24 protein-coding genes are annotated in these 21,773 nt (G+C 73.0%); 14 read left to right on the top strand and 10 right to left on the bottom strand.

All coding sequences use genetic code 11. From position 1 onward, the window contains the following. Positions 1-9: 9 nt before the first annotated feature. Both FB388_RS09110 and FB388_RS09105 read left to right on the top strand, forming a co-directional pair. Positions 10-1,167: a sensor histidine kinase gene (locus tag FB388_RS09110; protein ID WP_211361829.1), complete on the top strand. Its 1,158-nt coding sequence runs from the start codon at positions 10-12 to the stop codon at positions 1,165-1,167. Next, positions 1,164-1,769: a response regulator transcription factor gene (locus FB388_RS09105; RefSeq protein WP_142099373.1), complete on the top strand. Its 606-nt coding sequence runs from the start codon at positions 1,164-1,166 to the stop codon at positions 1,767-1,769. Before FB388_RS09110 ends, FB388_RS09105 begins: the two co-directional genes overlap by 4 nt. A gap of 9 nt (positions 1,770-1,778) precedes the next feature. Here the strand turns inward: FB388_RS09105 and FB388_RS09100 are convergent, their stop codons facing one another. Beyond that, entirely contained in the window at positions 1,779-2,336 is a 558-nt protein-coding gene (locus FB388_RS09100) for a class I SAM-dependent methyltransferase (protein ID WP_170225674.1), read from the bottom strand. A gap of 61 nt (positions 2,337-2,397) precedes the next feature. Here FB388_RS09100 and FB388_RS09095 point away from each other — a divergent pair, with 61 nt between their 5' ends. Beyond that, the gene (locus FB388_RS09095) at positions 2,398-3,213 is read left to right on the top strand and encodes a helix-turn-helix transcriptional regulator (protein ID WP_142099369.1); all 816 of its coding nucleotides are present in this window, start codon (positions 2,398-2,400) and stop codon (positions 3,211-3,213) included. On the opposite strand, the gene FB388_RS09090 is transcribed toward FB388_RS09095, so the two are convergent. Continuing rightward, entirely contained in the window at positions 3,194-3,505 is a 312-nt protein-coding gene (locus FB388_RS09090) for a hypothetical protein (protein ID WP_142099367.1), read from the bottom strand. The genes FB388_RS09095 and FB388_RS09090 overlap by 20 nt on opposite strands. Positions 3,506-3,569: 64 nt before the next feature. Between FB388_RS09090 and FB388_RS09085 the strand changes: the two genes are divergently transcribed. Both FB388_RS09085 and FB388_RS09080 read left to right on the top strand, forming a co-directional pair. After that, positions 3,570-3,836 (top strand): DUF6158 family protein, encoded by a 267-nt coding sequence (locus tag FB388_RS09085; RefSeq protein ID WP_142099365.1) that lies wholly within the window; start codon positions 3,570-3,572, stop codon positions 3,834-3,836. Positions 3,837-4,089: 253 nt separating this feature from the next. Next, positions 4,090-5,136, top strand: coding sequence for an IS110 family RNA-guided transposase (locus FB388_RS09080; protein ID WP_211361989.1), 1,047 nt, complete (start codon positions 4,090-4,092; stop codon positions 5,134-5,136). A gap of 36 nt (positions 5,137-5,172) precedes the next feature. Here FB388_RS09080 and FB388_RS09075 read toward each other — a convergent pair whose 3' ends face one another. The 5 genes from FB388_RS09075 to FB388_RS09055 form a co-directional block, all read right to left on the bottom strand. Then, positions 5,173-6,420 (bottom strand): YibE/F family protein, encoded by a 1,248-nt coding sequence (locus FB388_RS09075; protein WP_246121768.1) that lies wholly within the window; start codon positions 6,418-6,420, stop codon positions 5,173-5,175. A 68-nt stretch (positions 6,421-6,488) separates the two neighbouring features. Then, complete coding sequence (locus FB388_RS09070; RefSeq protein ID WP_170225537.1) at positions 6,489-7,319, bottom strand: glycerophosphodiester phosphodiesterase; 831 nt, start codon at positions 7,317-7,319, stop codon at positions 6,489-6,491. Continuing rightward, positions 7,303-8,652, bottom strand: coding sequence for an ABC transporter substrate-binding protein (locus tag FB388_RS09065; RefSeq protein ID WP_142099361.1), 1,350 nt, complete (start codon positions 8,650-8,652; stop codon positions 7,303-7,305). The genes FB388_RS09070 and FB388_RS09065 overlap by 17 nt, the downstream gene beginning before the upstream one ends. 23 nt (positions 8,653-8,675) lie before the next feature. Further along, entirely contained in the window at positions 8,676-9,518 is an 843-nt protein-coding gene (locus FB388_RS09060; protein WP_142099359.1) for a carbohydrate ABC transporter permease, read from the bottom strand. Beyond that, entirely contained in the window at positions 9,515-10,477 is a 963-nt protein-coding gene (locus FB388_RS09055) for a carbohydrate ABC transporter permease (RefSeq protein WP_142099357.1), read from the bottom strand. The genes FB388_RS09060 and FB388_RS09055 overlap by 4 nt, the downstream gene beginning before the upstream one ends. 242 nt (positions 10,478-10,719) lie before the next feature. Here FB388_RS09055 and FB388_RS09050 point away from each other — a divergent pair, with 242 nt between their 5' ends. The 3 genes from FB388_RS09050 to FB388_RS09040 are packed head-to-tail and all read left to right on the top strand — an operon-like array spanning position 10,720 to position 13,636. Beyond that, complete coding sequence (locus FB388_RS09050) at positions 10,720-11,808, top strand: TRAP transporter substrate-binding protein (protein WP_170225536.1); 1,089 nt, start codon at positions 10,720-10,722, stop codon at positions 11,806-11,808. 8 nt (positions 11,809-11,816) lie between these two features. Further along, positions 11,817-12,335 carry a TRAP transporter small permease gene (locus FB388_RS09045; protein ID WP_142099353.1) on the top strand — a complete coding sequence of 173 codons (519 nt, stop codon included), beginning with the start codon at positions 11,817-11,819 and terminating at the stop codon, positions 12,333-12,335. Continuing rightward, a complete protein-coding gene (locus FB388_RS09040; RefSeq protein WP_211361828.1) occupies positions 12,335-13,636 on the top strand; it encodes a TRAP transporter large permease in 1,302 nt (433 codons plus the stop codon). Before FB388_RS09045 ends, FB388_RS09040 begins: the two co-directional genes overlap by 1 nt. Positions 13,637-13,717: 81 nt before the next feature. Here FB388_RS09040 and FB388_RS09035 read toward each other — a convergent pair whose 3' ends face one another. Next, positions 13,718-14,227, bottom strand: a complete 510-nt coding sequence (locus tag FB388_RS09035; protein ID WP_142099349.1) for a mycothiol transferase — start codon at positions 14,225-14,227, stop codon at positions 13,718-13,720. Positions 14,228-14,361: 134 nt separating this feature from the next. Between FB388_RS09035 and FB388_RS09030 the strand changes: the two genes are divergently transcribed. Next, complete coding sequence (locus FB388_RS09030; RefSeq protein WP_246121765.1) at positions 14,362-15,168, top strand: SAM-dependent methyltransferase; 807 nt, start codon at positions 14,362-14,364, stop codon at positions 15,166-15,168. A gap of 53 nt (positions 15,169-15,221) precedes the next feature. Here FB388_RS09030 and FB388_RS09025 read toward each other — a convergent pair whose 3' ends face one another. Further along, complete coding sequence (locus FB388_RS09025) at positions 15,222-15,461, bottom strand: DUF397 domain-containing protein (RefSeq protein WP_170225535.1); 240 nt, start codon at positions 15,459-15,461, stop codon at positions 15,222-15,224. Between the two features lie 93 nt (positions 15,462-15,554). Here FB388_RS09025 and FB388_RS09020 point away from each other — a divergent pair, with 93 nt between their 5' ends. Further along, positions 15,555-15,821, top strand: coding sequence for a hypothetical protein (locus tag FB388_RS09020; RefSeq protein ID WP_142099345.1), 267 nt, complete (start codon positions 15,555-15,557; stop codon positions 15,819-15,821). 256 nt (positions 15,822-16,077) lie between these two features. Further along, on the top strand, positions 16,078-17,991 hold the full coding sequence (locus FB388_RS09015; RefSeq protein ID WP_142099343.1) for a primary-amine oxidase: 1,914 nt from the start codon (positions 16,078-16,080) through the stop codon (positions 17,989-17,991). 12 nt (positions 17,992-18,003) lie between these two features. Here the strand turns inward: FB388_RS09015 and FB388_RS09010 are convergent, their stop codons facing one another. Beyond that, complete coding sequence (locus tag FB388_RS09010; protein ID WP_142099342.1) at positions 18,004-18,402, bottom strand: winged helix-turn-helix transcriptional regulator; 399 nt, start codon at positions 18,400-18,402, stop codon at positions 18,004-18,006. A 78-nt stretch (positions 18,403-18,480) separates the two neighbouring features. Here FB388_RS09010 and FB388_RS09005 point away from each other — a divergent pair, with 78 nt between their 5' ends. From FB388_RS09005 to FB388_RS08995, 3 genes are all read left to right on the top strand, one after another. Next, positions 18,481-19,122: an NADPH-dependent F420 reductase gene (locus FB388_RS09005; RefSeq protein ID WP_142099340.1), complete on the top strand. Its 642-nt coding sequence runs from the start codon at positions 18,481-18,483 to the stop codon at positions 19,120-19,122. Between the two features lie 124 nt (positions 19,123-19,246). After that, positions 19,247-20,470 carry a serine hydrolase domain-containing protein gene (locus FB388_RS09000; RefSeq protein WP_211361827.1) on the top strand — a complete coding sequence of 408 codons (1,224 nt, stop codon included), beginning with the start codon at positions 19,247-19,249 and terminating at the stop codon, positions 20,468-20,470. A gap of 118 nt (positions 20,471-20,588) precedes the next feature. Further along, positions 20,589-21,773, top strand: a complete 1,185-nt coding sequence (locus tag FB388_RS08995) for an MFS transporter (RefSeq protein ID WP_142099338.1) — start codon at positions 20,589-20,591, stop codon at positions 21,771-21,773.

Genomic DNA, 21,773 nt, shown 5'->3' with positions numbered 1-21,773 from the left:
GATCCCGTCGTGCCGACCGACACGCGCGACCCCCGCCTCGGCCGGGTGCGCGCGGCCGTGCTCGGCTCGCTGGTCGTCGCGGTCGCGTCGACGGTGACGTGGCCCGGCATCGGGGTGGTGCGCTTCGAGGCCCGCCCGCTGTGGCAGGTGCTGGGCGGCATCGCGATCCTCGCGGTCGCGGGCACGCAGGCCGCCGCGCTCTACGCCGCGGCGACCCCGGGTCTCGCGGAGCGGACGCGCAGGCGCTACGTCGTCGCCTTCCTGGTGGCCGCGCTCGGGTCGGTACCCCTCGCCGCGCCGGTCGCCACCGAGGGCGCCGAGGGCTGGGACACCTGGGCGTGGCTCGGCGCCGCTGTGGTGGGGTCCGTCCCGTTGCTGATGCGCACCAATCTCGCGGCGGTCGTGGCCGTGCTGGCCACCGCGCTCTCCGCGCTGGTCGGGGTCGTCACCGGCGGCTCCCCCACCACCTTCGCGCTGATCACCGCGGGGATGGGGGTGAGCCTGCTCGCCATCCACGGGCTGCCGGTCGTGCTGTGGCACCTGGTCCTCGAGGCCCGGGACGGGCGCGAGGCGCGGGCCCGGCTCGCCATCACCGAGGAACGGTTGAGGTTCGCCCGCGACGTGCACGACCTGCTCGGCCACCACCTCTCGGTGATCGCCGTGAAGGCCGAGCTCGCCCAGCGGCTCGCCACCGTCGACCCCGAGCGCGCCGGCCGGGAGGCGGGCGAGGTGCGCGAGCTCGCGGCCGCAGCGCTCGCCGAGATGCGCGAGGTCGTGCACGGGTACCGGGCGGTCGACCTCGCCGCTCAGCTGGACGCGGTCGCGCGGGTGCTCGGTTCGTCAGGGGTGCGGTGCACGGTCACCGGCGACCCGGGGCCACTCCCGGACGCGGTCGCCACCGGGCTCGCCGCGACCGTCCGCGAGGCCGGCACCAACGTGCTGCGCCACAGCCGCGCGACGTGGTGCAGGATCGATCTCGTGCGGGGTGCGGACGAGGTGCGGCTCACCGTCGCGAACGACGGCGCGGGCGAGGCACGCCCGGACGCGTACAGCTCGGGGCTGCAGGGGCTGTCCGACCGGCTCGGCGGCTCGGGCGGGCGGCTGCACACCTCCGTCGCGGACGGGGTGTTCACCCTCGACGCCGTGGTGCCGGTGCCGACGTCGTGATCCGCGTCCTGCTCGCCGACGACGAGGAGCTGATCCGCACCGCGGTCGCCGCTCTGCTCGGCCTGGAGCCCGACCTCGAGGTCGTCGCCCAGGCGGGCGACGGACGCGCGGCCGTCGAAGCGGCCGTGGCCCACCGCCCGGACGTCGCGGTCGTCGACCTCGAGATGCCGGGGCTCGACGGCATCGAGGTCGCCGCGGAGCTGGCGACCGCACTGCCGTCCTGCAACGTCGTGATCCTCACCGGGCACGGCCGCCCGCCGCACCTGCAGCGCGCGCTCGCCGCCGGGGCCAAGGGGTTCCTGCCCAAGGGCTCCCCCGGTGGCGCCCTCGCCGACGTGATCCGGAGGGTGCACGGCGGCGCCCGCTACGTCGACCCCGCCCTCGCCGCCGACGCCCTCACGGCCCAGCCGTGCCCGCTCACCCCGCGCGAGCTGGAGGTCCTGCGCGAGGCGGGCGCCGACACCGCCGTCGCGGTCGTCGCCAGGCGCGTGCACTTGTCGCAGGGCACGGTCCGCAACCACCTCGCGGCGATCACCGCGAAGCTCGCCGTCCCCACCCGCGCCGAGGCCTACCGCATGGCCCGGGAACAGGGCTGGCTCTGACGGGTCGCGCTACCGGGTCGCGCGGAAGCGGAAGGCCCGGGGCACGGTGTCGACCTCGATGCCGGCGAGGCCCGCGGCGCTGAGGCGGTCGGGAAGGCCGTCCGGGTCGACGACCGTCATGGTGTCGCCGATGTGGATCAGCCGGAACCGCAGGTTGAGGCGGCTGTCGAGGCCCGCGAACACGCCACCGGGCCGCAGCACGCGGGCCGCCTCGGCGAACAGCTGGTCCTGCTGCTCCGGCGAGGGGACGTGGTGCAGCATCGTGAAGCAGACGACGGTGTCGAAGGACTCGTCGGGGAACGGTAGGGCCGCGCCGTCACCGGTGTGCACGTCGACGCGGTCCCCCAGGCCGGCGCGCACGCCGGCGGCGAGGTCCGGGTCGACCTCCACCGCGGTGAGGCGCCCGCCCTTCTCGGCGAGCCAGCGGGTGGTGACGCCGTAGCCCGGCCCGATCTCGAGCACGTCGCCGTCCAGCGGCACCGTGCGGCACACCCAGGGCAGTACCTCTCCGTGCATCCGGGTGGCCCAGGCGTCGGAGCGGCAGATCCGGCGGTGCAGCAGGTTCATCGGCACCCTCCCGAGGCTAGGACCGGGGCGCGCTGTCCGGCACCGGCTAGCCTGCCGTTCCGTGTCGCGTTCCGGCCATCCCACCGGCCTCCTCGCCCCACCGCTGGGCGCCGCGCTCGTGGGGAGGTTCGCGCTCGCCCGCGGCCACCGGTTCGCCGAGCACGTCCACCCGACCCACCAGCTCGCATGGGCCGAGCGGGGGGTGCTGTCGATCTCGGCCGGCGACACGACGTGGGCGCTCCCACCCACCCGCGCGCTGTGGATCCCGGCCGGGGTGCGGCACACCACCGCCGCGGCCACCGCCACCGCGATGCACAGCCTCTACCTGCGCCCCGCCCGGGCCCCGGAAGGCTTCGACCGGCCGACCGTGCTCGCGGTGGCCCCCCTGCTCGCCGCCCTGATCGGTCATCTCGGCCGGGCCGAGCTGGGTGACGCCGAGCGCGCCCGGGCCGAGGCCGTGCTGTTCGACCAGCTCGTGCCGGCGCCCGTCGCGTCGGTCGAGCTGGCCATGCCGGCCGACGAGCGCGCCCGTCGCGTGGCCGACGCCCTGCTCGCCGACCCGGCCGACGACCGCGGCGTCGAGGCCATGGCCCGGTACGCCGGTACCAGCCCGCGGACGCTGCACCGCCTCTTCCGCGACGCCACCGGCTGCGGCCTCGGCGAGTGGCGCACGCGGGCCCGCGTCCGGGGCGCACTGGAACTGCTGGCCACTGGCGTCCCCGTGAGCGTCGTGGCCGCGAGGGTCGGCTACCGCACGCCCAGCGCGTTCGTCGCGGCGTTCCGGAACGTGCTGGGCACCACGCCGGGGCAGGTCTTCGGCTCGCCGGTGCGCGACCTGCCCCCCGCCTCCGACGGGATCATCGGCGCGCCGGGCTGACGGGCACCCGCACCGACCGCCGGTCCGCGGACAGCAGTCCCCTCCGCTCCGCGTCCTCGATCATCGCCACCCACCGCTTCGACCAGCCGGGGGCGGTGGGGCTCATCACGGCGAGCGACCGGAGAACGGCCACGTCCAGCAGCGCGGTGCCGTCGTCGGTGAGCTCTCCCGTTCCCGTCGTGGTGAGGGCCTTCCTGAGCCGCTCGGTGTCGAGCTCGGTGTCCAGGCGCAGGTCGGCGAGGTCGTCGGGGTCCTGCACGACGGCGCCCGCGGTCGACATTCGCACGATCATCCGATCGATACTGCCTCAAGCCGCCCCCCGCATGTCGAGCGCGTCCGGTGGGCACTCCAGGCCCATGACGGACCGATCGCACGGCATCGCCCCGGCCGAGCTGCCCGACGACGACCTGCGCCGCGAGCTGGCCCACCTGCACGAGACCCGCCACGACACCGTGCTCGGTGGGAGCGAGTCGGCCCTGCACGCGCACACCGAGCGGATGCTGGCCCTTGAGGAGGAGTTCCTGAGGCGGTTCCCCGAGGACGGCGCGCCCGACCCCCGGCGCACCCGCGCCGGCAGCCGGGAGAACGCGGGCCAGCCGGTGCCGGGGCGCGACCTCGGCTGACTGTGAGGATGGTGAAGCTGGCTCAGTGACAGTGGGCTGGTGATGACAGCAGCAGGTGTGGCTCTTCGCCTGACTGGCGTGATGCCCTTGATCCGACTTGTCCGCCTGTTGCTGTCGGCACCGGCCCGGCCGGAGTAGCTGGCTTGATCAGGAGCATGACCGCCAGTAGCCGCTGGCGTGTCCCGTCACAGTCCTGCCGACTCCGATCCGGACCGGACCTCACGTCCCTCCAGGTCAGGAGAACGCGTTGTCCATGCTCGCAGAACTGGTCGAGCTCGTCATCGGGGTCGACACCCACACCGACACCCACACCGCGGCCGTGGTCGCGACCGATACCCGCGCCGTGCTGGCCACCGCCACGGTGAGCGCCGACGAAGACGGATACGCCGAACTCGTCGCGCTGGCCGAGGCCCACGGCGGGCTGCGCGGCTGGGCGATCGAGGGCACCGGCGGCTACGGCGCCGGCCTGGCCCGACACCTCGACCAGCTCGGTGAGCTGGTCGTCGAACTTGACCGGCCGGTCCGCCCCGCCCGCCGAGCCGGGGCAAAGTCTGACCCGATCGACGCCGAACGCGCCGCCCGCGACGCGCTCGCCCGCACACGACTGGCACAGCCCAAGACCGGACCCGAACGGGCCGGCCTGCAGATCCTGCTCACCGCACGCCGGGCCGCGGTCGCCGCGGCCAGCACCGCCCAACGCCAGCTGCGCGCACTGGTGATCACCGCCCCGGAACCGGTCCGGGCCCGGTTCCGCGGCCAGACCACCCGCGACATGCTCACCACCGCCGCGCGGCTGCGACCGGCCACGGCCAGCGCCGACGTGCACACCTTCACCGCCCTGTCCACACTGCGGGCACTCGCCCGCCGGGTCCGCGCCCTGGAAACCGAGGCCAACGAGCACGAACGGGCGATCCGAGCAATCGTGCGCGCGTGGCGACCGGATCTACTCACGCTGTCCGGGGTCGGCCCGATCAACGCCGCGACCGTGCTGACCGCCTGGTCGCATTCCCGGCGGTGCCGCAACGATGCCGCGTTCGCGATGCTCGCCGGCGCCGCCCCGATCCCAGCCTCCTCGGGTAAAACGGTGCGCTATCGGCTCAACCGCTCCGGCAACCGCCAACTCAACCGGGCCCTGCACAACATCGCGCTGTCCCGGCTGCGCTACGACCCCGACACCCGCGCCTACGCCGACCGTCGCCGAGCCCAGGGCAAGACCGACCGCGACATCAAGCGGTGCCTCAAGCGCTACATCGCCCGCCAGCTCTACCGGCAGCTCGAATCAGGCGCCGCAACGGCTTGACGAACCATAGGAGCGTCGACCGGGGGACGGCCCGGATCAGCCTTTCCCCACCGGCCTCCTGCCGCGGGTGGCAACCGCCACCGCGACGGCCGTGGTGACCGGGACGGATGCGACCAGGCCGATGCTCCCCACCAGGGTGCGCACCACCTCGGTCGCGATGACCTGCGTGGTCAGGACGTCGCCGAGCCCACGCTGGTTGGCCGAGAACACCAGTAGCAGCGGGAGCGTGGTTCCGGCGTAGGCGAGCACGAGCGTGTTCACCGCCGACGCCACGTGGTCGCGCCCGATCCGCATGGCGGCGCGGAACAGCGCGGTGCTGCGCAGGCCGGGGTCGGCCTGCCGCAGCTCCCAGACCGCCGAGGTCTGGGTCACGGTGACGTCGTCGAGCGCCCCGAGTGCGCCGATCATCAGGCCGGCCAGTACGAGCCCCCGGCCGTCGACGCCCGTCCCGAGCGCGGCGGCGAGGTTGGCGGTGTCCTCGTCGGCGCCGGTGAGCTGGGCGAGCTCGGCGAACGCGGTGCCGAGCAGCCCGATCAGCACCAGGCTCGCCAGCGTGCCCAGCACGGCGGTCGAGGTCCGTGCCGAGATGCCGTGGGTGAGGTAGAGCGCTCCGAACATGATCGCGCAACAGCCGACGACGGCGACCGCGAGCGGGTCGCGACCGGCCAGGATCGCGGGCAGCACGAAGGCGATCAGCGTCGTCGCGGTGAGCGCGAGCGCCGCGAGCGCCGCGAGGCCACGTCTGCCGCCGAGCCCGAAGACGGCAGCCGCGAAGAGCAGGGCCAGTACCAGCAGCGGGGTGTTGCGCTGGAAGTCGACCACCGCGTAGGCCGCCGGTTCGGTCAGCTCGTCCTCCGGTACGGAGAGGACGACGTCGTCCCCGGCCCCGAACGGCGCCTCGCCCCGGACGATCGACACCTCGGTCACGACGCTCTGCCCGGCCAGCGGTCCTTCGGCGATCGCGACGGTGAGCGCGAGGCAACTCTGCGCGTTCGGATCGTCGCTGCAGGCCGTCTCCGTGGCGGTGGTGACGTGGCCGTCGACGCGCACCGCGGTGACGTCGTCGGCGGGCGCCGATTCGCCGAACGGGTACAGCAGCACGAGACCCACCGCCGTCGCCAGCGCGCACGGCACCAGCAGCGCCGCGATCAGCATCCGCACCCGGCGGTCGGTGGGCGGCGCGGGCGGGTGCCCGTGACCGTGGCCGTGCCCCGTCCGGACGTCGTCGTCGTCGAGTCGGCGGTGCCGGGCGGAGCGCCGCGCGTGGCGATCGGTGGAGCTCACGCGCCGATCCTCACCGGTGCCCGGTGCCGCCCGCGCCGCGGGTCGCCGCTACGCCTACTCGCCCCCGGTCAGGACGCCAACGCCGGCGCCCCTGGGGACCACCGCAGTGCGAGCCAGTTGCGGAAGCGCCCGGGCCGGTTGGTGATGACCCCGTCCACCCCGGCGACACCCGCGGCGCCCCACTCGTCCGGCTCGTCGAGCGTCCACGGGTACACGCTGTAGCCCGCCTCACGCAGCCGGACCGCGAGGCCGGGCATCTCGATGGGCAGCTGGCCGGTCGGGTTGCAGCCGGCCGCCCCGAGCTCCTCCAGGCGGCCGGTCAGCTCGTCGAAGTGCACCGAGCCGTACACGAGCAGCGCTCGCGGCAGGTCGGGGGCGACGTCCCGGGCCGCGGCGACCGTCTGCGTCTCGAAGCCCTGCAGGATCGTGCGGCCGGACAGCCCGTGGCGCCGGATCGCGTCGACCGGCCCGGCCAGCTGGGCAGCGGTCCACGGCCCCTTGAGCTCGACGAGCCACCCGATGTCCGGGTGCGCCGCTCCCCACTCGGCGACCTCGGCGAGCGTCGGCACCCGGGCACCGGCGAACGCGGGCGAGAACCAGCTGCCTGCGTCGGCGGCCGCGAGCGCTTCCGAGCTGGTCAGTGCCACGTCGGCGTCGATGCCGGTGGTGCGCAGCGCCGACCCGTCGTGGATGATCACGGGCACGCCGTCGGCCGTGATCCGCACGTCGATCTCGATGAGATCGCTCCCGGCGGCGACCGCGGCGTCGAACGCCGCGATCGTGTTCTCCGGTGCGGACGACGAGTCGCCGCGGTGCGCGATGGTGCGGATGTGATCCGGATGTGGGCGTAGGGCCTCGGGGAGCCGGTCGCTCGGGACCGCCCTAGATGTAGCGCGCAACGTTCTGCTCGTACGAGGTCTTGATCTCCGCAGCGGCGGCGGAGAACGCGGTGGCCGGGTTCTCGTTCTGCAGGACGATCTTCTGGATGGCGGTGGTGAGGTACTGGTCGCCGGACGGGACGAACGTGCGCGCCCAGTCCTGCACCCGCGTGGTGGCGAGCTGGTCGACGGCGGTGCGGGCCTGCGGTGTGCTGGCGAACACGGCCGCCATCTCCGGGCTCTCCACGGCCGACGTGCGCACCGGCATGTAGCCGGTGCCCGCCGAGAAGTGCGCCGTCTGCGCGGGCTCGGTGAGGAACTTCAGGAACATGCCGGCCGCGAGCTGCTGCTCCGGCGTCCTGGACGACGCGATGGCCACCCCGGTGCCGCCGGTCGGGCAGGCGGGCCCGGCCGGGCCCTTGGGCAGGAAGCCGGTCCCGACCTGGAACTTCGCCTGCTGCAGGATGCCGCGCAGCGAGCCGGTGGAGGCCATCGTGCATGCGGTGACACCCGCCGAGAAGTCGGCGACGTACCCGTCGTCGCCGCCCTGGGTCGGGGCCGCGATCTTCTTGTCGTGGACCAGGGCGCGGACGTACTCCCCCGCGTCCAGGGTCTCCGGCTTGTCGAGCGTGAGCGTCCACTCCTGCGAGTACGCCCCGCCCCGGCCCCACATGAAGTTGTAGAACCACCAGGCGCCCCACGAGGTGGCGGTTCCGAGGCCGAGCGGCGGCCGGCCGACGACCTGCGCGAGCGCGGGCGCCCACTGCTCGAACTCGTCCCAGGTCTCCGGGGCCCGGTCGGGCAGGCCGGCGCGCTGCCAGACGTCGCGGTTGTAGTAGAAGAGCGGCGTGGACCGGGCGTACGGCAGCGCCCAGTGCTTGCCGTCGAACGCGTAGTCGTCGTACAGGGTGCGGTTGAAGTCGGCCGTGTCGATCTGCAGGTGCTGCGCCAGCCCCTCGAGCGGGATGATCTGGCCGTTGATCATGTAGCGGAACCACCAGACGTCGCTGGCGCCCACGAGGTCCGGCGCGTTGTCGGTGCCGGCGGCCGCCTGGAACCGCTGCGCGACCTCGTCGTAGTTCTTGCCCGCCGTGACCAGGTTGACGGTGATCCCCGGGTTCTGGGCCTGGAACCGGCGGATGTACTCCTGCTCGAGCTCGATCGAGGTGCCCGGGTGGTTGCTCCACCAGGTGATCCGGTCCGCAGGCCGCACCCCCGACCAGTCGATGTCGGCCTGGGCCGCGCCGCCCCCTTCGGAGAGGCTCGGTCCCCCGCACGCCGCCAGGGCTGCGGTGCCGCCCAGCAGGGCGCCGAGGCGCAGCAGCCCGCGCCGGGAGAGTTCGGGTGTGGTCATGTACAGCCTCTCTGCGAGGGGGTTCAGCCGGTGACGGCGCCGGTGACCAGCCCGGCGACGATCCGGCGCTGGAGGAGGAAGAAGACGGCGAGGACCGGCACGGTCACCAGGACGGTGCCGGCCATGATCACGCCCCAGTCGGGGACGCCGTCGAAGTTCATCAGCAGGGTCAGCCCGACCGGGAGCGTCATCATCTCCGGCCGGTCGATCACCAGGAGCGGCCAGAGGTAGTCGTTCCACTCGGTGACGATCGAGACGAGCCCGACGGCGGCGATCGTGGGCCCGGAGAGCGGCACGACGAACCGCCACAGCCGCTGCAGGTGGCCTGCGCCGTCCAGCTCGGCCGCCTCGAGGATGGAGCGGGGCAGGGTGAGGAAGTGCTGCCGGAACAGGAACGTGCCGAACGCGCTCGCGAGCCCCGGGACGATCATCCCCTGGTAGGTGTTGAGCCAGCCGAGCTCGGCCACGAGCGCGTAGTTCGGGATGAGCACGATCTGCTGCGGCACGAGCAGCGCGCACACCACGACGTAGAAGAAGAACCTGCGGAACGGGATGTCCACGAACACCAGCGCGTAGGCGGTCATGAGCCCGAGCAGCATCTTCAGCCCGGCGCCGAGCACCGTGGTGACCGCGCTGTTCACGAAGAACATGCCGAAGGGGACGGTCTGCGTCGCCGTCACGTAGTTGGTGGGGGCGAGCGACTCCGGGAGCCACTGGATCGGCAGCCGGTAGAGCTCGTCCATGTCCTTGAAGCTGGCCAGCGCCATCCAGACCAGCGGCAGCACCATGACCGCGACGGCGAGCGCCATCGTGAGGTAGCCGCCGACGGCCGGCCGTGCGGCCCGCGGGCGGGCGTCCACGATCATGTGTAGTGGACCTTCCGCTCCACGAACCTGAGCTGCACCACCGTGACGGCGAAGAGCACGAGGAACAGGATCGTGGCGATCGCCGACGAATAGCCGGCGCGCCCGCCCGCGAATCCCTCGAGGTATATCGAGTACATCATCGTGGTGGTTCCCTCGAGCGGGCCGCCGTTCGTCATGGCCCGAATGATGTCGAAGGACTGCAATGAGGTCAGCAATGTGGTGATGCCGAGGAAGAACGTGGTGGGACCGAGCAATGGGAGCACCACGGAAACGAACGACCGCAGCGGCGAGGCGCCGTCCAGGGAGGCCGCTTCGAGCAGATCCCGGGGCACCGCCTGCAATCCGGCGAGATAGATGAGCGCCACGTACCCGACGTTCTTCCAGAGGTACACGATGATGACCATCACCAGGGCCCAGTGGGGGGCGGTGTACCAGTCGGGCGAGCCGATCCCGACGGTGTGCAGCAGGGCCGACAGCACCCCGAAGTTGGGGTCGAACACGAACAGCCACAGCAGCCCGACCGCGACGCCGGACAGGACGTACGGGGCCACGACGATGGTGCGGGCCACGCCCCGGAAGTGCAGTTTCCGGTTCAGCAGCACCGCGAGCAGCAGGCCGAGCACCATGCCGCCGCCCACCGTGGCGAGCGTGAAGATCGCCGTGACGGCGAGCATGCGCGGGGTGCCCGGGTCGGCGAAGAAGTCGGCGTAGTTGGCGAGGCCGACCGGGAAGGCGGTGGGCGAGCCGAGGTTCCACTGCAGCGTCGACAGGTAGAACGACTGCAGCAGCGGCCGGTAGGTGAACACGACGAGCAATGCGATGTTCGGTCCGGCGAGCACGGCGAAAATCAGCCAGTTCCGCAGCCGGTTGCGGTATCGGGGCCGGGGCCGGGAACGCGGCGCCCGGTGCGCCCCGGTCTGCCGGACCGGGGCATCCGGCAGGGAGGTTGCGGTGGCCATGTGGGGAGAGGTCCTCCGTTGTCGGTGCGCGCTCACCCTAAGCCGACGGGAAGGCCGGATCGAGGACGGGACCCCGGAAGTGTCATATGCTCCGAATGTTGTCAGATTCCGTTCACACGTTGTTTCCCCGATCCCTGGGCGGGTTCATCCGCCCGCCATCGGAAGGACAGCGGGAGACCTGGCTCACGCACATCAGATGTCTGGGCTTGACAGCGATGATCGCCATCACGGAGGTTGTCGCCATGGGTGGCTACGCGCGCCGGAGCGTGTCCTCGCCGGGTCCGGGGGATCTGCGAGGGCCCCAGCTCGCGCGCGGAGCCATCGGCCGGCGGGCGTTCCTGGCGGCCGCCGGGCTGGGGGTGGCCGGGCTGGCGGGCTGCGGTCGCAGCGGCGGCGCGACCGCGCCCATCACCACCGCCACCTACGTCCCCAAGTCCTACGACGACCTCTACCCCGGCATCCAGACCTTCATGGACACCCTCGCCACAACGAGCGGCGGGCGCCTGACCTGCGACATGTACGACGCCGGCACCCTGCTCGGGGCCGAGCAGCTGCTCCCGGGTCTCCTGCTCGGGGTGGCCGACGTGATGTTCCAGACCAGCTCGTACGTGTCGTCGAGCTTCCCGATCCTCGGAGCGATGGAGCTGCCGTTCGGGGCGGAGGACTACGCGAGGCAGCGCCGGGCGATCAACCCGGACGGGCCGCTGTTCACGCTGGTCAACGAGCAGCTCGCCGCACAGGGCGTGCGGCTGCTCGGCGGGATGCCGTGCACGTTCGAGTACATCTGGACGATCGGCAGGCCGGTCCTGCGGCCCGAGGACGTGCGCGGCCTGCGGATCCGCGTGGCCGGCGAGATCGAGGGCGAGACCGTCAAGGCGCTGGGCGGTGCGCCGGTGTTCATGGGCTCGTCGGAGGTGTTCGAGGCGCTGGAACGCGGCACCATCGACGGGCTGATGAGCTACCTCGGCACGGTCGTGTCGCGGGACCTGCAGGAGATCGTCCGCTACGGCACGCGCGCCCACTTCGGCGCCTACACCGTCGACGCGTACTGCCGCAGCGACTGGTACGCGGCCCAGCCGCCCGAGCTGCGGGCTGCACTCGACGAAGCGGGCCGCGCGCTCTACCGGGACGGCACCGAGGTGATGGTCGGCGTGCACGAGGGCGACTACCTGGCGCAGGTCCTCGAGGGCGGCGTCGAGCTCGTGGAACCGGACGGCGCGGAGCTGGCGGCGTTCCGGGCGGCCGTCGAGCCGGTGTACGGGCGGTGGGAGCACCTGATCGGCGACCCGGGAGTGGCCGACCGGGCGGTCGCGCTGATCAACGAGGCGTAGGAGGAGTCGTGACCCGAGTACGCCGTGGCGTGCTGGCCTGCACGTGGGCGATGGCCGTCGTGGCGATGGTCGTCGTCGGGCTGATGATGCTCACGATCACCTACGACGTGCTGGCGCGCTACCTGTTCGCCGCCCCCACCGACTGGGCCTACCCGCTCAACTCCACGGGCGTGCTGGTCGCCACCATGCTCGCGGTGCCGCACCTGTACGCCACGGGCCACCACATCTCGATGGACCTCCTGCACCGCGCCCTGCCCGACCGGGCGCGCAGGGCCGCCGACGTCGTCACCACCGTCGCGACCGCGTTCCTCGGGCTGGTCATCGCGGTCGCCGGCTTCCGCTCGATGGCCGTGGCGTACGCCGGCGGGCTCATCGGGGCGGGCACCTTCAACATCCCGCTCTGGGTGCCGGACGCCGTGCTGACCCTGTCCGGGGCCTTCCTCGTGCTGGTCGCCGTGCTGTTCCCGGCAGCGCCACCGGTGCCGGCGCCCGACGAGGAGCCCGCCGAGCCGCAGGGGGTCGCGTGATGGACGGGTTGATCGTCACCTCCGCGGTCGTCCTGCTGCTGGTGCTGATCGCGCTGCGCACGCCGATCTTCGTGGCGCTCGGCGTCGCGGGCGTGGCCGGGCTGCTCGGCCTCGGCGGGTTCACCGCCGTCGAGCTCGTGCCGCTCGCGCTGGTGTCGCAGCTGCAGGAGTACGCGCTGGTGGCCGCGCCGCTCTACATCCTGCTCGGCGAGGCGCTCGCCGTGAGCGGGCTGGGACGGGACCTGTTCGCCGCCGCGCACCGCTGGTTCAACCGGGTGCCGGGCGGCCTGGGCGCCTCGGCGGTGGGCGCGTCCACGGTGTTCGGGGCGATGTCCGGGGTGAGCATCTCCTCGGTCGCCGTGATCGGCCGGATGGCCGTGCCGGAGATGCTCGACCGCGGGTACAAGCCCGCGTTCGCCAGTGGTGCCGTGGCCGCGTCCGGCGCGCTCGCGATGCTGATCCCGCCGAGCCTGATGTTCATCCTCTACTCGTCCATCACGGGCGAGAGCGTGGCCGACCTGTTCGCAGGCGGTCTCCTGCCGGGCCTGCTGCTCGCCGCCATGATGATCGTCTACGTCGTGGTGCGCGCGAAGCTGGCCCCGGAGAACGCCCCCGTCGACCCCGACCGGTTCACCTGGCGCGAGCGGCTCGTCGCGATCGGGCGCATCTCGCCCGCCCTGCTGCTGATCCTGCTGGTGCTCGGCTCGATCTACACCGGGATCGCGACGCCCACCGAAGCCGCCGCGGTGGGCGCGCTCGCCGCGTTCGCCGTCACCGGGGCGATCTACCACAAGCTCGGCCGGACCAACCTCAAGCGGATCTTCGTCTCGACGGCCCAGGTGACGGCCGCCGTCCTCGCGATCGTCGGCGCCGCCTTCGTGTTCACCCAGATGCTCGTGCTCGCCCGCGTGCCGGACGCGTTCACCGAGTTCATCGTGGGCCTCGACGTCCCGCCGACCGTGATCATGGTCGGGATCATGCTCGTGCTGGTCCTGCTCGGGTGCCTGGTCGACGCGGCGTCGCTGCTGCTCGTCGTCACGCCGATCCTGGTGCCCGCCATCGAGGAGCTGGGCTACGACCCGCTGTGGTTCGGCGTGCTGCTCGTGGTGAACCTGGAGATCGCCGTGATCACGCCCCCGGTGGGGCTGAACCTCTACACGATGAAGTCCGTGGTGCCGGAGCTCGACCTCGCCGACATCTTCCGCGGCATCGCCCCGTACGTCGCGATCGAAGGTCTCCTGCTCGTGACCATGATCGCCTTCCCGCAGCTGGCGACGTGGCTGCCCGGCCTGCTGTCCTGAGCCGCTCGGCGAGGCCAACCTTTCCGACGAACGGGGCCTTCGTCGGAACCTATCCGACGAACGCGCCGTTCGTCGGAATGGTCAGCGGCGCTCCACGATCCCCCGCACGAACGCAGCCTGGCCGGCGTGCTGGGCGCAGTCGTCGATCACGCTCACCAGCCGGACGCCGAGCGTGACGGGCGGGTCCCACGCCTCGTCCACCACCCGGTCCAGATCGTCGTCGGTGAGGCCACCGACGTACTCGAGCGTGCGCGCAGCTACGGCGTCGTAGTAGCCGGTGAGCAGCTCCGGCGAGTCCACCCGCACCTGCGCGACGTCGTCCGAGGAGTGCCCGTAGCCGATCGCCCCTACCGGAAAGGGCAGGCCGAACCGGTCCGCCCAGCCCTGGGTGGTCCAGACCTGCTCGCTGCCGGCCACCCCGGCCACGTGGTCGTCCTGCACGCGGGACAGGTGCCAGATCAGCCACCCGATCGAGTTGGCCTCGGCGTCGATGCGGTGGGCGAGCTGCTCCGCGGAGAGCCCGTCTGCGGCGCCGTGCACCTCCTCCCCGATCCGGGAGAACGCGTCGGTCAGCAAGGCGGCAACATCCACGCCCACGACCCTACGACCACGAGATGCGCACGCGGCGATGGATCACCGGTGTGACCATCGGTCACACTTTCCGGGCCCTGGTGGAACGCGTTACTGTCGGCCGCGCATCGGGACGGCGGCGACGAGGAGGAGCGGTGGACGAGCAGCCGCCCGGGCCGTCGGACGTCGACTTCTCGCGCGCCTCCATCGCCCGCGTGTACGACTACCTGCTCGGTGGCAGGGAGTACCTCGAGGTCGACCGGCGGGCCGCCGACGCGATGCGGAACGTCGTCCCCGAGGTCGCGGAGATCGCGAAGGACAACCGCTGCTTCCTGCGGCGCGGGGTCCGCTACCTGGTGCGCGATGCGGGCATCCGGCAGCTCGTCGACATCGGTTCCGGGCTGCCGAGCGACGGCAACGTCAACGAGGTGGCCCACGCCGTGGACGCGGGCGTGCGGATCGTCTACGTCGACAACGACCCCGTCGTGCTGGCGCATGCTCGGGCGATCCTCGCCAGGGACGAGCACTCCGACGTGGTCTCCGCCGACCTGCGCCGGCCCGGACCACTGTTCGAGAAGGTCGCCGACCTGGGGCTGCTCGACCTCGACGCGCCGTTCGCGGTGCTGCTCTCCGGTGTGGTGCACCACCTGTCCGACGACGACGATCCCGCCGGCCTCGTGGCCGCCGTCCGCGAACGGCTCTCCCCCGGCAGCCACCTGCTCCTGTCGCACTTCCTCGACGACGACGAGTCGCGCGCCGACGCGCTCGAGCGCGCGTTCCTGCACGGTGGCCTCGGTTCGGGCCGCTTCCGCACGTGGACGGAGATCCGCGCCTACTTCGACGGGCTGGAACTCGTCGAGCCGGGCCTGGTGTACGCGAACGAGTGGCGGCCCGACGAGCACACGCAGGTCGAGAGCCCGGTGCGCACGCTCTACGCGGCCGGGATCGGCCGCAAGCCGTGACCTCGCGGTGGCAGGACCGTCCCGCTCGGCCCTGACACCGATCATGTGACGGTTCAGGCGGTCAGATCGTCGAACTCGCCGTCCTTGGCGCCCTGGATGAAGGCCGCGATCTCGGCCCGCGTGTACACGAGCGCGGGGCCGTGGGGGTCACGGGAGTTGCGCACCGCGACGGCGCCGCTGTCCAGGGCGGCCACCTCGATGCAGTCACCGCTCGGGTTGCTGGCGCTGCTCTTCCGCCACGCGACGGCCCCCAGCTGCTCCGCCGCGATGCCGGTGTCCTCGATCTGCTGCATATGCGCCTTCCCGATGGTCGTCACGGATGTACGCGCCGAATGTACTTGCAGACGCGCTTGCATCCGCAAGGCGGACTGGGGACACTCCTATCCATGAGCAGTGGCGATCTACCTGGTCGGTTCGCCGCCGATACGATCACCGTCACCTGCTCCGTCGACTCCCGCGCCCACGAGGTGCCCGACGCCGAGCTCGCGGCAGCGGCCCGGCGCAGCGACGGCCACTACCAGGCGCTGTGCGGTCACATGGTCGCCGCGGCCCCCATGGTGGAGCCGGACGGCCAGCCGTGCCTCCTCTGCACGGCGATCATCGAGCGCAGGGACGCCACCCGCCGCGCCGCGCGCCAGCGCATCCTCGGCTGACAGCCCCCACCTCCCCCTGTTCCTCCGGGCAGCGAACAGCACCCGCCCGGGCAGGGCGGGTGCTGCCGCCGGCCGGAGCGAACCCCGGCCAGACGCGCCCGCGGCCGGGGGGATCACCGCGGACGCCTGGTTGACTCCGTGCCCGACGCCGGTTCGTTACGCCCCGAGCTGCAGGTTCCCGCTCACCGATCAGCGGTTGGTGCGACCGGGTGGCGCCGACGAGAGTGGGAAGCGCATCCCGCTCGAAGGAGGTTCGGTGACCACTACCGGGGAGCGCCCGTCCACCACCGTCACGCACCCGCTGGAGCCGCTCTCGGCCGCGGAGATCAGCGCGGCGGCCGCCGTGCTGCGCGACGCCGGCCACCTCGGCACCAGCCGCCGGTTCGTGTCGCTCGTGCTGCGGGAACCGGCGAAGGGCGCCGTTCTCGCGTTCGAGTCCGACGGCGCGGCAGTGCCGCGGGAAGCCGCCGCGATCGTGCTCGACCGGGCCGACGGGCGCACGTTCGAGGCCACCGTCTCGCTGTCCGACTCCACCGTCACCCGTTGGGAGCACGTGCCCGGCGTGCAGCCGCAGGTGCTCCTCGAGGAGTTCTTCGCCTGCGAGGAGACCGTCAGGTCCGATCCGGGGGTGCAGGACGCGCTGCGGGCGCGCGGGATCACCGAGTTCGACGGCGTGATGGTCGATCCCTGGTCGGCCGGCCACTACGGGGACGAGGAGGCGGGCCGGCTGGTCCGCGCCCTCCTCTGGGTCAAGATCGGAGGCCCGGACGACAACGGGTACGCCCACCCCGTCGAGAACCTCGTCGTCTACGTCGACACGCTCGCCGGCCGCGTCGTGAAGCTCGAGGACCACGGCGTCGTGCCGGTCCCGCAGCAGCCCGGCAACTACACCGCTGCCGACGTGACGCCCCGCACCGACCTGAAGCCGATCTCGATCACCCAGCCGGAGGGCACGTCCTTCGACGTGGACGGGCACGAGGTGCGCTGGCAGAGGTGGCGGTTCCGGATCGGGTTCACCCCGCGCGAGGGGCTCGTCCTGCACACCCTGCGCTACCGCGACGGCGACCGCGAGCGGCCGGTCCTGCACCGCGCCTCGCTGTCGGAGATGGTGGTGCCGTACGGCGACCCGGCGCCCACCCACCGCCGGAAGAACGCGTTCGACGCGGGCGAGTACAACATCGGCACCCTCGCCAACCCGCTCGAGCTCGGCTGCGACTGCCTCGGCGAGATCCGCTACTTCGACGCCGTCCTCGCCGACGGCGACGGCAACCCGTTCACCGTTCCCAACGCCGTGTGCCTGCACGAGGAGGACCACGGCCTGCTGTGGAAGCACACCGACTTCCGCACCGGGAAGGCCGAGGTGCGCCGCGGCAGGCGGCTCGTCGTGTCGTTCATCGCCACCGTCGGCAACTACGAGTACGGCTTCTTCTGGTACCTCTACCAGGACGGGTCGATCGAGTTCGACGTCAAGCTCACCGGGATCATGTCCACCGGCGCGGTGCCACCGGGCACCACGCCCACGCACGGTCAGCTGCTCAACACCGACGGGCTCTACGCCCCGATCCACCAGCACGTGTTCAACGTGCGGCTCGACCTCGACGTCGACGGCACCGCCAACTCGGTCTACGAGATCGACACCGTCACCGACCCCGCCGGCCCGGACAACCCGCTCGGCAACGGCTTCCGCACCGTCGCCACCCGCCTCGACACCGAGCTCGGCGCGCGACGTCGGGCGAGCCTGGACCGGGCCCGGTACTGGGAGGTGCGCAGCAGCGAGGCCCGCAACGCGGTGGGCGAGCCCACGGCGTACGCCCTCAAGCCGCACGGCACCGTGGTGCCGTTCGTGCGGCCGGAGGCCAGCGTGCTGCACCGCGCCGGCTTCATGACCCACCACCTCTGGGTCACCCCGTACGCCGAGGACGAGCGGCACGCCGCGGGCGACTACCCCAACCAGCATTCGGGCGGCGACGGCCTCCCCCGCTGGACCGCGGCCGACCGCGACGTGACGGACGGCGACGTCGTGGTCTGGTACACGTTCGGCTCCCACCACGTCGCCCGGCTGGAGGACTGGCCGGTGATGCCGGTGCAGCACGTCGGGTTCCTGCTCCAACCCGCCGGCTTCTTCGACCGCAGCCCCGCGCTGGACGTCCCGCCGCCGCGGCACCACTAGCCCGGCCCGTGCTCACCCCGCCCCGTCGTAGCCGCGGCGCGCCTCGTCCATGGCCGGGACGTGCTCGTCGGCCCACCGCGACACCGTGTCCACCACGTCGAGCAGGCTCCGGCCGAGCGGGGTGAGGGCGTAGTCCACCCGCACCGGCACGCCCGGGATGACCGTTCGCGTGACCAGCCCGTCGCGCTCCAGCCCGCGCAGCGTCTGGGTGAGCACCTTCTGCCGGGCGCCGGGCACGGCGCGGGCCAGGTCGCCGTGGCGCCGGGGCCCGTCGCCCAGCGCCCTCAGGACGAGCGGCACCCACTTGTCGCCGAGCCTGCCGAGCACCTCCTGGGCCGGGCAGGCCGCCACGGCCGCGCGGTGCTCGACCCGGCGCGCCTCCTGCCGCTCGGCGGCCGTTCGCGTGGTCACGAAGGCTCCTCCCGGTGCCATGGGATCTTCGAAGTGCCTACTCCCGTCAGTTCTACCGCCCGCCATAGCGTCGCGACCATGAGAGCCACGATCGCCGTCATCGGCACCGGCAGCGTCGGCACCACGCTCGCCACCGCGCTGGCCCGCGCCGGGCACGCCGTCACGGCCGGGTCGCGCGACCCGCACCGCCGTGCCGCGGACTGGAGCGCCCCCGTACCACTCACCGGCATGGCCGATGCGGTGGCGCACGCCGACGTCGTCGTCAACGCCACGCCGGGCAGCGAGTCGATCGACCTGCTGCGGCCGCTCGCCCCACAGCTGGCCGGCGCCGTGCTCGTCGACGTCGCCAACGCCGTGGAACAGGGACCCGACGGTTTCGCCACCGCGCTGCGCTACCCCGCGTCGAGCCTGGCCGAGGAGCTCCAGCTGGCGCTGCCGGACACCCGGGTGGTGAAGACCCTCAACACGATCGGCCCGGCATCGGCGATGGCCGCACCCGGGGCGCTCGCGACGCCGCCCTCGGCGTTCCTCTCGGGTGACGACGCAGCGGCCAGGCGGCTCGTCGCGGCGTTGCTCGCCGACCTGGGCTGGCGCCCCGAGTGGGTCATCGACCTGGGCGGTCTCGCCACGGCCCGGGTGACGGAGGCCTTCGTGCTGCTCGTCCGGCCGCTGGTGCAGGCGCTCGGTCCGGTTCCCTTCGGGCTCGCCGTGGCGCACTGACCCACCAAGGTCCGACCGGCTCCGCGGGGCAGTAAGGGTCCGTTCGTCGGTATCCCGGCAGCCGGAGCAGGTCTAGCGTCCGCCGGCACAGACGGCGGGGGGCCGCGCCGGTGGGGAGCACGCCATGGCCATGATCTCGCGCATCCGCCCTCGGCGAGCCGCGGCCGCCCTGGCCGCCGCCGCGCTCCTGGGCGTGGCGGCGTGCGCGGAACGGGCCGCTGCGCCGCCTCCCGCCGCCCCGCAGGTGCCCGCCTACGCCGAGGCACTGCAGCCGGAACTGGAGCAGCTCGCAAAGGACATGCTGGTCACGGGTGCGGTCGTCCAGGTGCGCTCGCCAGAGCTCGGCGACTGGACGACCACGATCGGCACCCGGACGTTCCGCGGAACCGAGCCGGTGCAGGTCGGCGATCACGTCCGCATCGGCAGCGTCACCAAGACCTGGACCGGCACGGTGGTGCTCCAGCTGGTCGACGAGGGCGTGCTCCGGTTGAACGACCCCGTCGCGACCTACCGACCCGACGTGCCGAACGGCCGGAACATCACGATCGAACAGCTGCTCACGATGCGCAGCGGGCTCGGCAACTACACGACGTCACCCGAGCTGAGCCGCACCATGGACACCGAACCCGCGAAGGTCTACGCGCCGGAGGAGGTGATCTCGATCGGGCTCGCGATGCCCCCGGAGTTCCCGCCGGGCGACGGCTTCTTCTACTCCAACACCAACACCGCGCTCCTGGGCCGGATCGTCGAGCAGCTCACCGGCAATCCGCTCGGGACCGAGATCCAGCGGCGCATCCTCGACCGGCTGGGCATGGCCGGCTCGTCCTTCCCGGCCACGTCCGCCGTGCTGCCCGACCCGCACCCGCAGGGCTACGCCTACGGCACCAACGTCGAGACGGTCGAGTCGAACGTGCTGTCCCCCGAGAAGCAGGCGGCGGCCCGCGGGGGCACGCTGGCCCCCCTCGACGTCACCAACTCCAACCCGTCATGGGCGTGGGCCGCAGGCGCGGGCATCTCGACGGCCGACGACCTCACCCGCTACGTCGAGACGCTGGTCGGCGGCGGACTGCTCAGCCCGGCCATGCAGGAGGCCCGGTTGGACAGCGTCCGACCGCTCGATCCCGCCGCTCCCGACGCCCCGGGCTATGGCCTCGCGCTGGCCAGGTTCGGGCCGTTCTACGGGCACACCGGCGAACTGCCCGGGTTCAACACGTTCGCCGGGCACGACCCGGAACGCAGGACCACGGTCGTGGTCTGGACATCGCTGGCGCCGTCGCCCGACGGCCGCGACCCCGCGGCCGAGATGGCCAGGACGATCATCGGCGAGATGTACGGCACCGGGAGGTGACCCCGGCCCTCGAGTAGCGGCACGATCAGGCGCGCGCCGGTCGAGGTCCTCGCAGCACCCGGGGGCCCTGCGAGGATCGCAGCTTGCGAGCGTCAGAGAGCCGGACTCGGAGGCACTGATGAGCAGCGACCCCCACGGGGAGCCCACCACCGCGACGGGGAGCCGGCTGCTCCCGCTGTACGCGGCGGGCTTCGTCACCGCGTTCGGCGCCCACAGCATCGCCGCCAGCCTCGGCGGCTACACCGAGGCCGAGCACGCCTCGCTGCTCACCCTCGGCATCCTGCTCGCGGTCTACGACGGCGCGGAGATCGTCCTCAAACCGCTCTTCGGCGCGCTCGCCGACCGGATCGGGCCGCGTCCGGTCCTGCTCGGCGGGCTGCTGGCGTTCGCCGCGGCGTCCGCCGCGTTCGTGCTCGCGGGCAACCCGGCGCTGGTCGGCGTGGCCCGGTTCGGTCAGGGCGCGGCCGCGGCGGCGTTCTCCCCTGCCGCGGGCGCGATGGTCGCCCGCCTCACGCCGCAGAAGGGGCACGGCCGGGCGTACGGCGGCTACGGGGCCTGGAAGGGAGTCGGCTACACGCTCGGCCCCGTCCTCGGCGGCGTCCTGATCACACTGGGCGGCTACTCGCTGCTGTTCAGCACGCTCGCGGCGCTCGCGGTTGCCGTCGCCGCGTGGGCCGTGCTGGCGGTCCCCGCGGTACCGCCGCTCCCCCGCGCCCGGCAGACCGTGCTCGACCTCGTCCGCCGGCTCAGCACCAGCGGGTTCGTGCGGCCGACGCTCGCGCTCGCCGGTGCGACGGCCGCGCTGGCGGTGGGTGTCGGCTTCCTGCCCGTCGCGGGTGCGAGGGACGGGCTGGGGCCGCTGGTCACCGGCGCCGCCGTGTCCGTGCTCGCCGCCACCGCCGCGCTGGTGCAGCCCCGCGCCGGACGGGCCCGCGACAACGGCCGGATCGCCGACGGGCCCGGGATGGCCACCGGCCTCGCCCTCGCCGCGGCGGGCATGGCCGGTGGTGCGTTCCTCCCGGGTGCCGCCGGGCTCCTCGTGGCCGCCGTCCTCGTCGGGGTCGGCACCGGGCTGGCGACCCCGATCGCGTTCGCGCACCTCGCCGCCACCACCCCGGCCGAGCGCCTCGGGCAGACGATGGGCGCAGCGGAGGTCGGCCGGGAGGTCGGCGACGCGGGCGGCCCGCTGCTGGTCGGGGCCATCGCGGCCGCGGCGGGCGCCCTGGGTGCCGGCCTGGTCGGGCTCGCCGTGGCGCTCGCCGCCCTCGCGGTGGCGGTCGCGCGAGCGGCGTCCACCCGGTGA

Origin of the sequence: Pseudonocardia cypriaca (genome assembly GCF_006717045.1) — a bacterium.
Taxonomy (GTDB): Bacteria; Actinomycetota; Actinomycetes; order Mycobacteriales; family Pseudonocardiaceae; genus Pseudonocardia; species Pseudonocardia cypriaca.
Note: the sequence above shows the minus strand (reverse complement) of the source record. Positions and strands in the feature narration are given on the sequence as shown.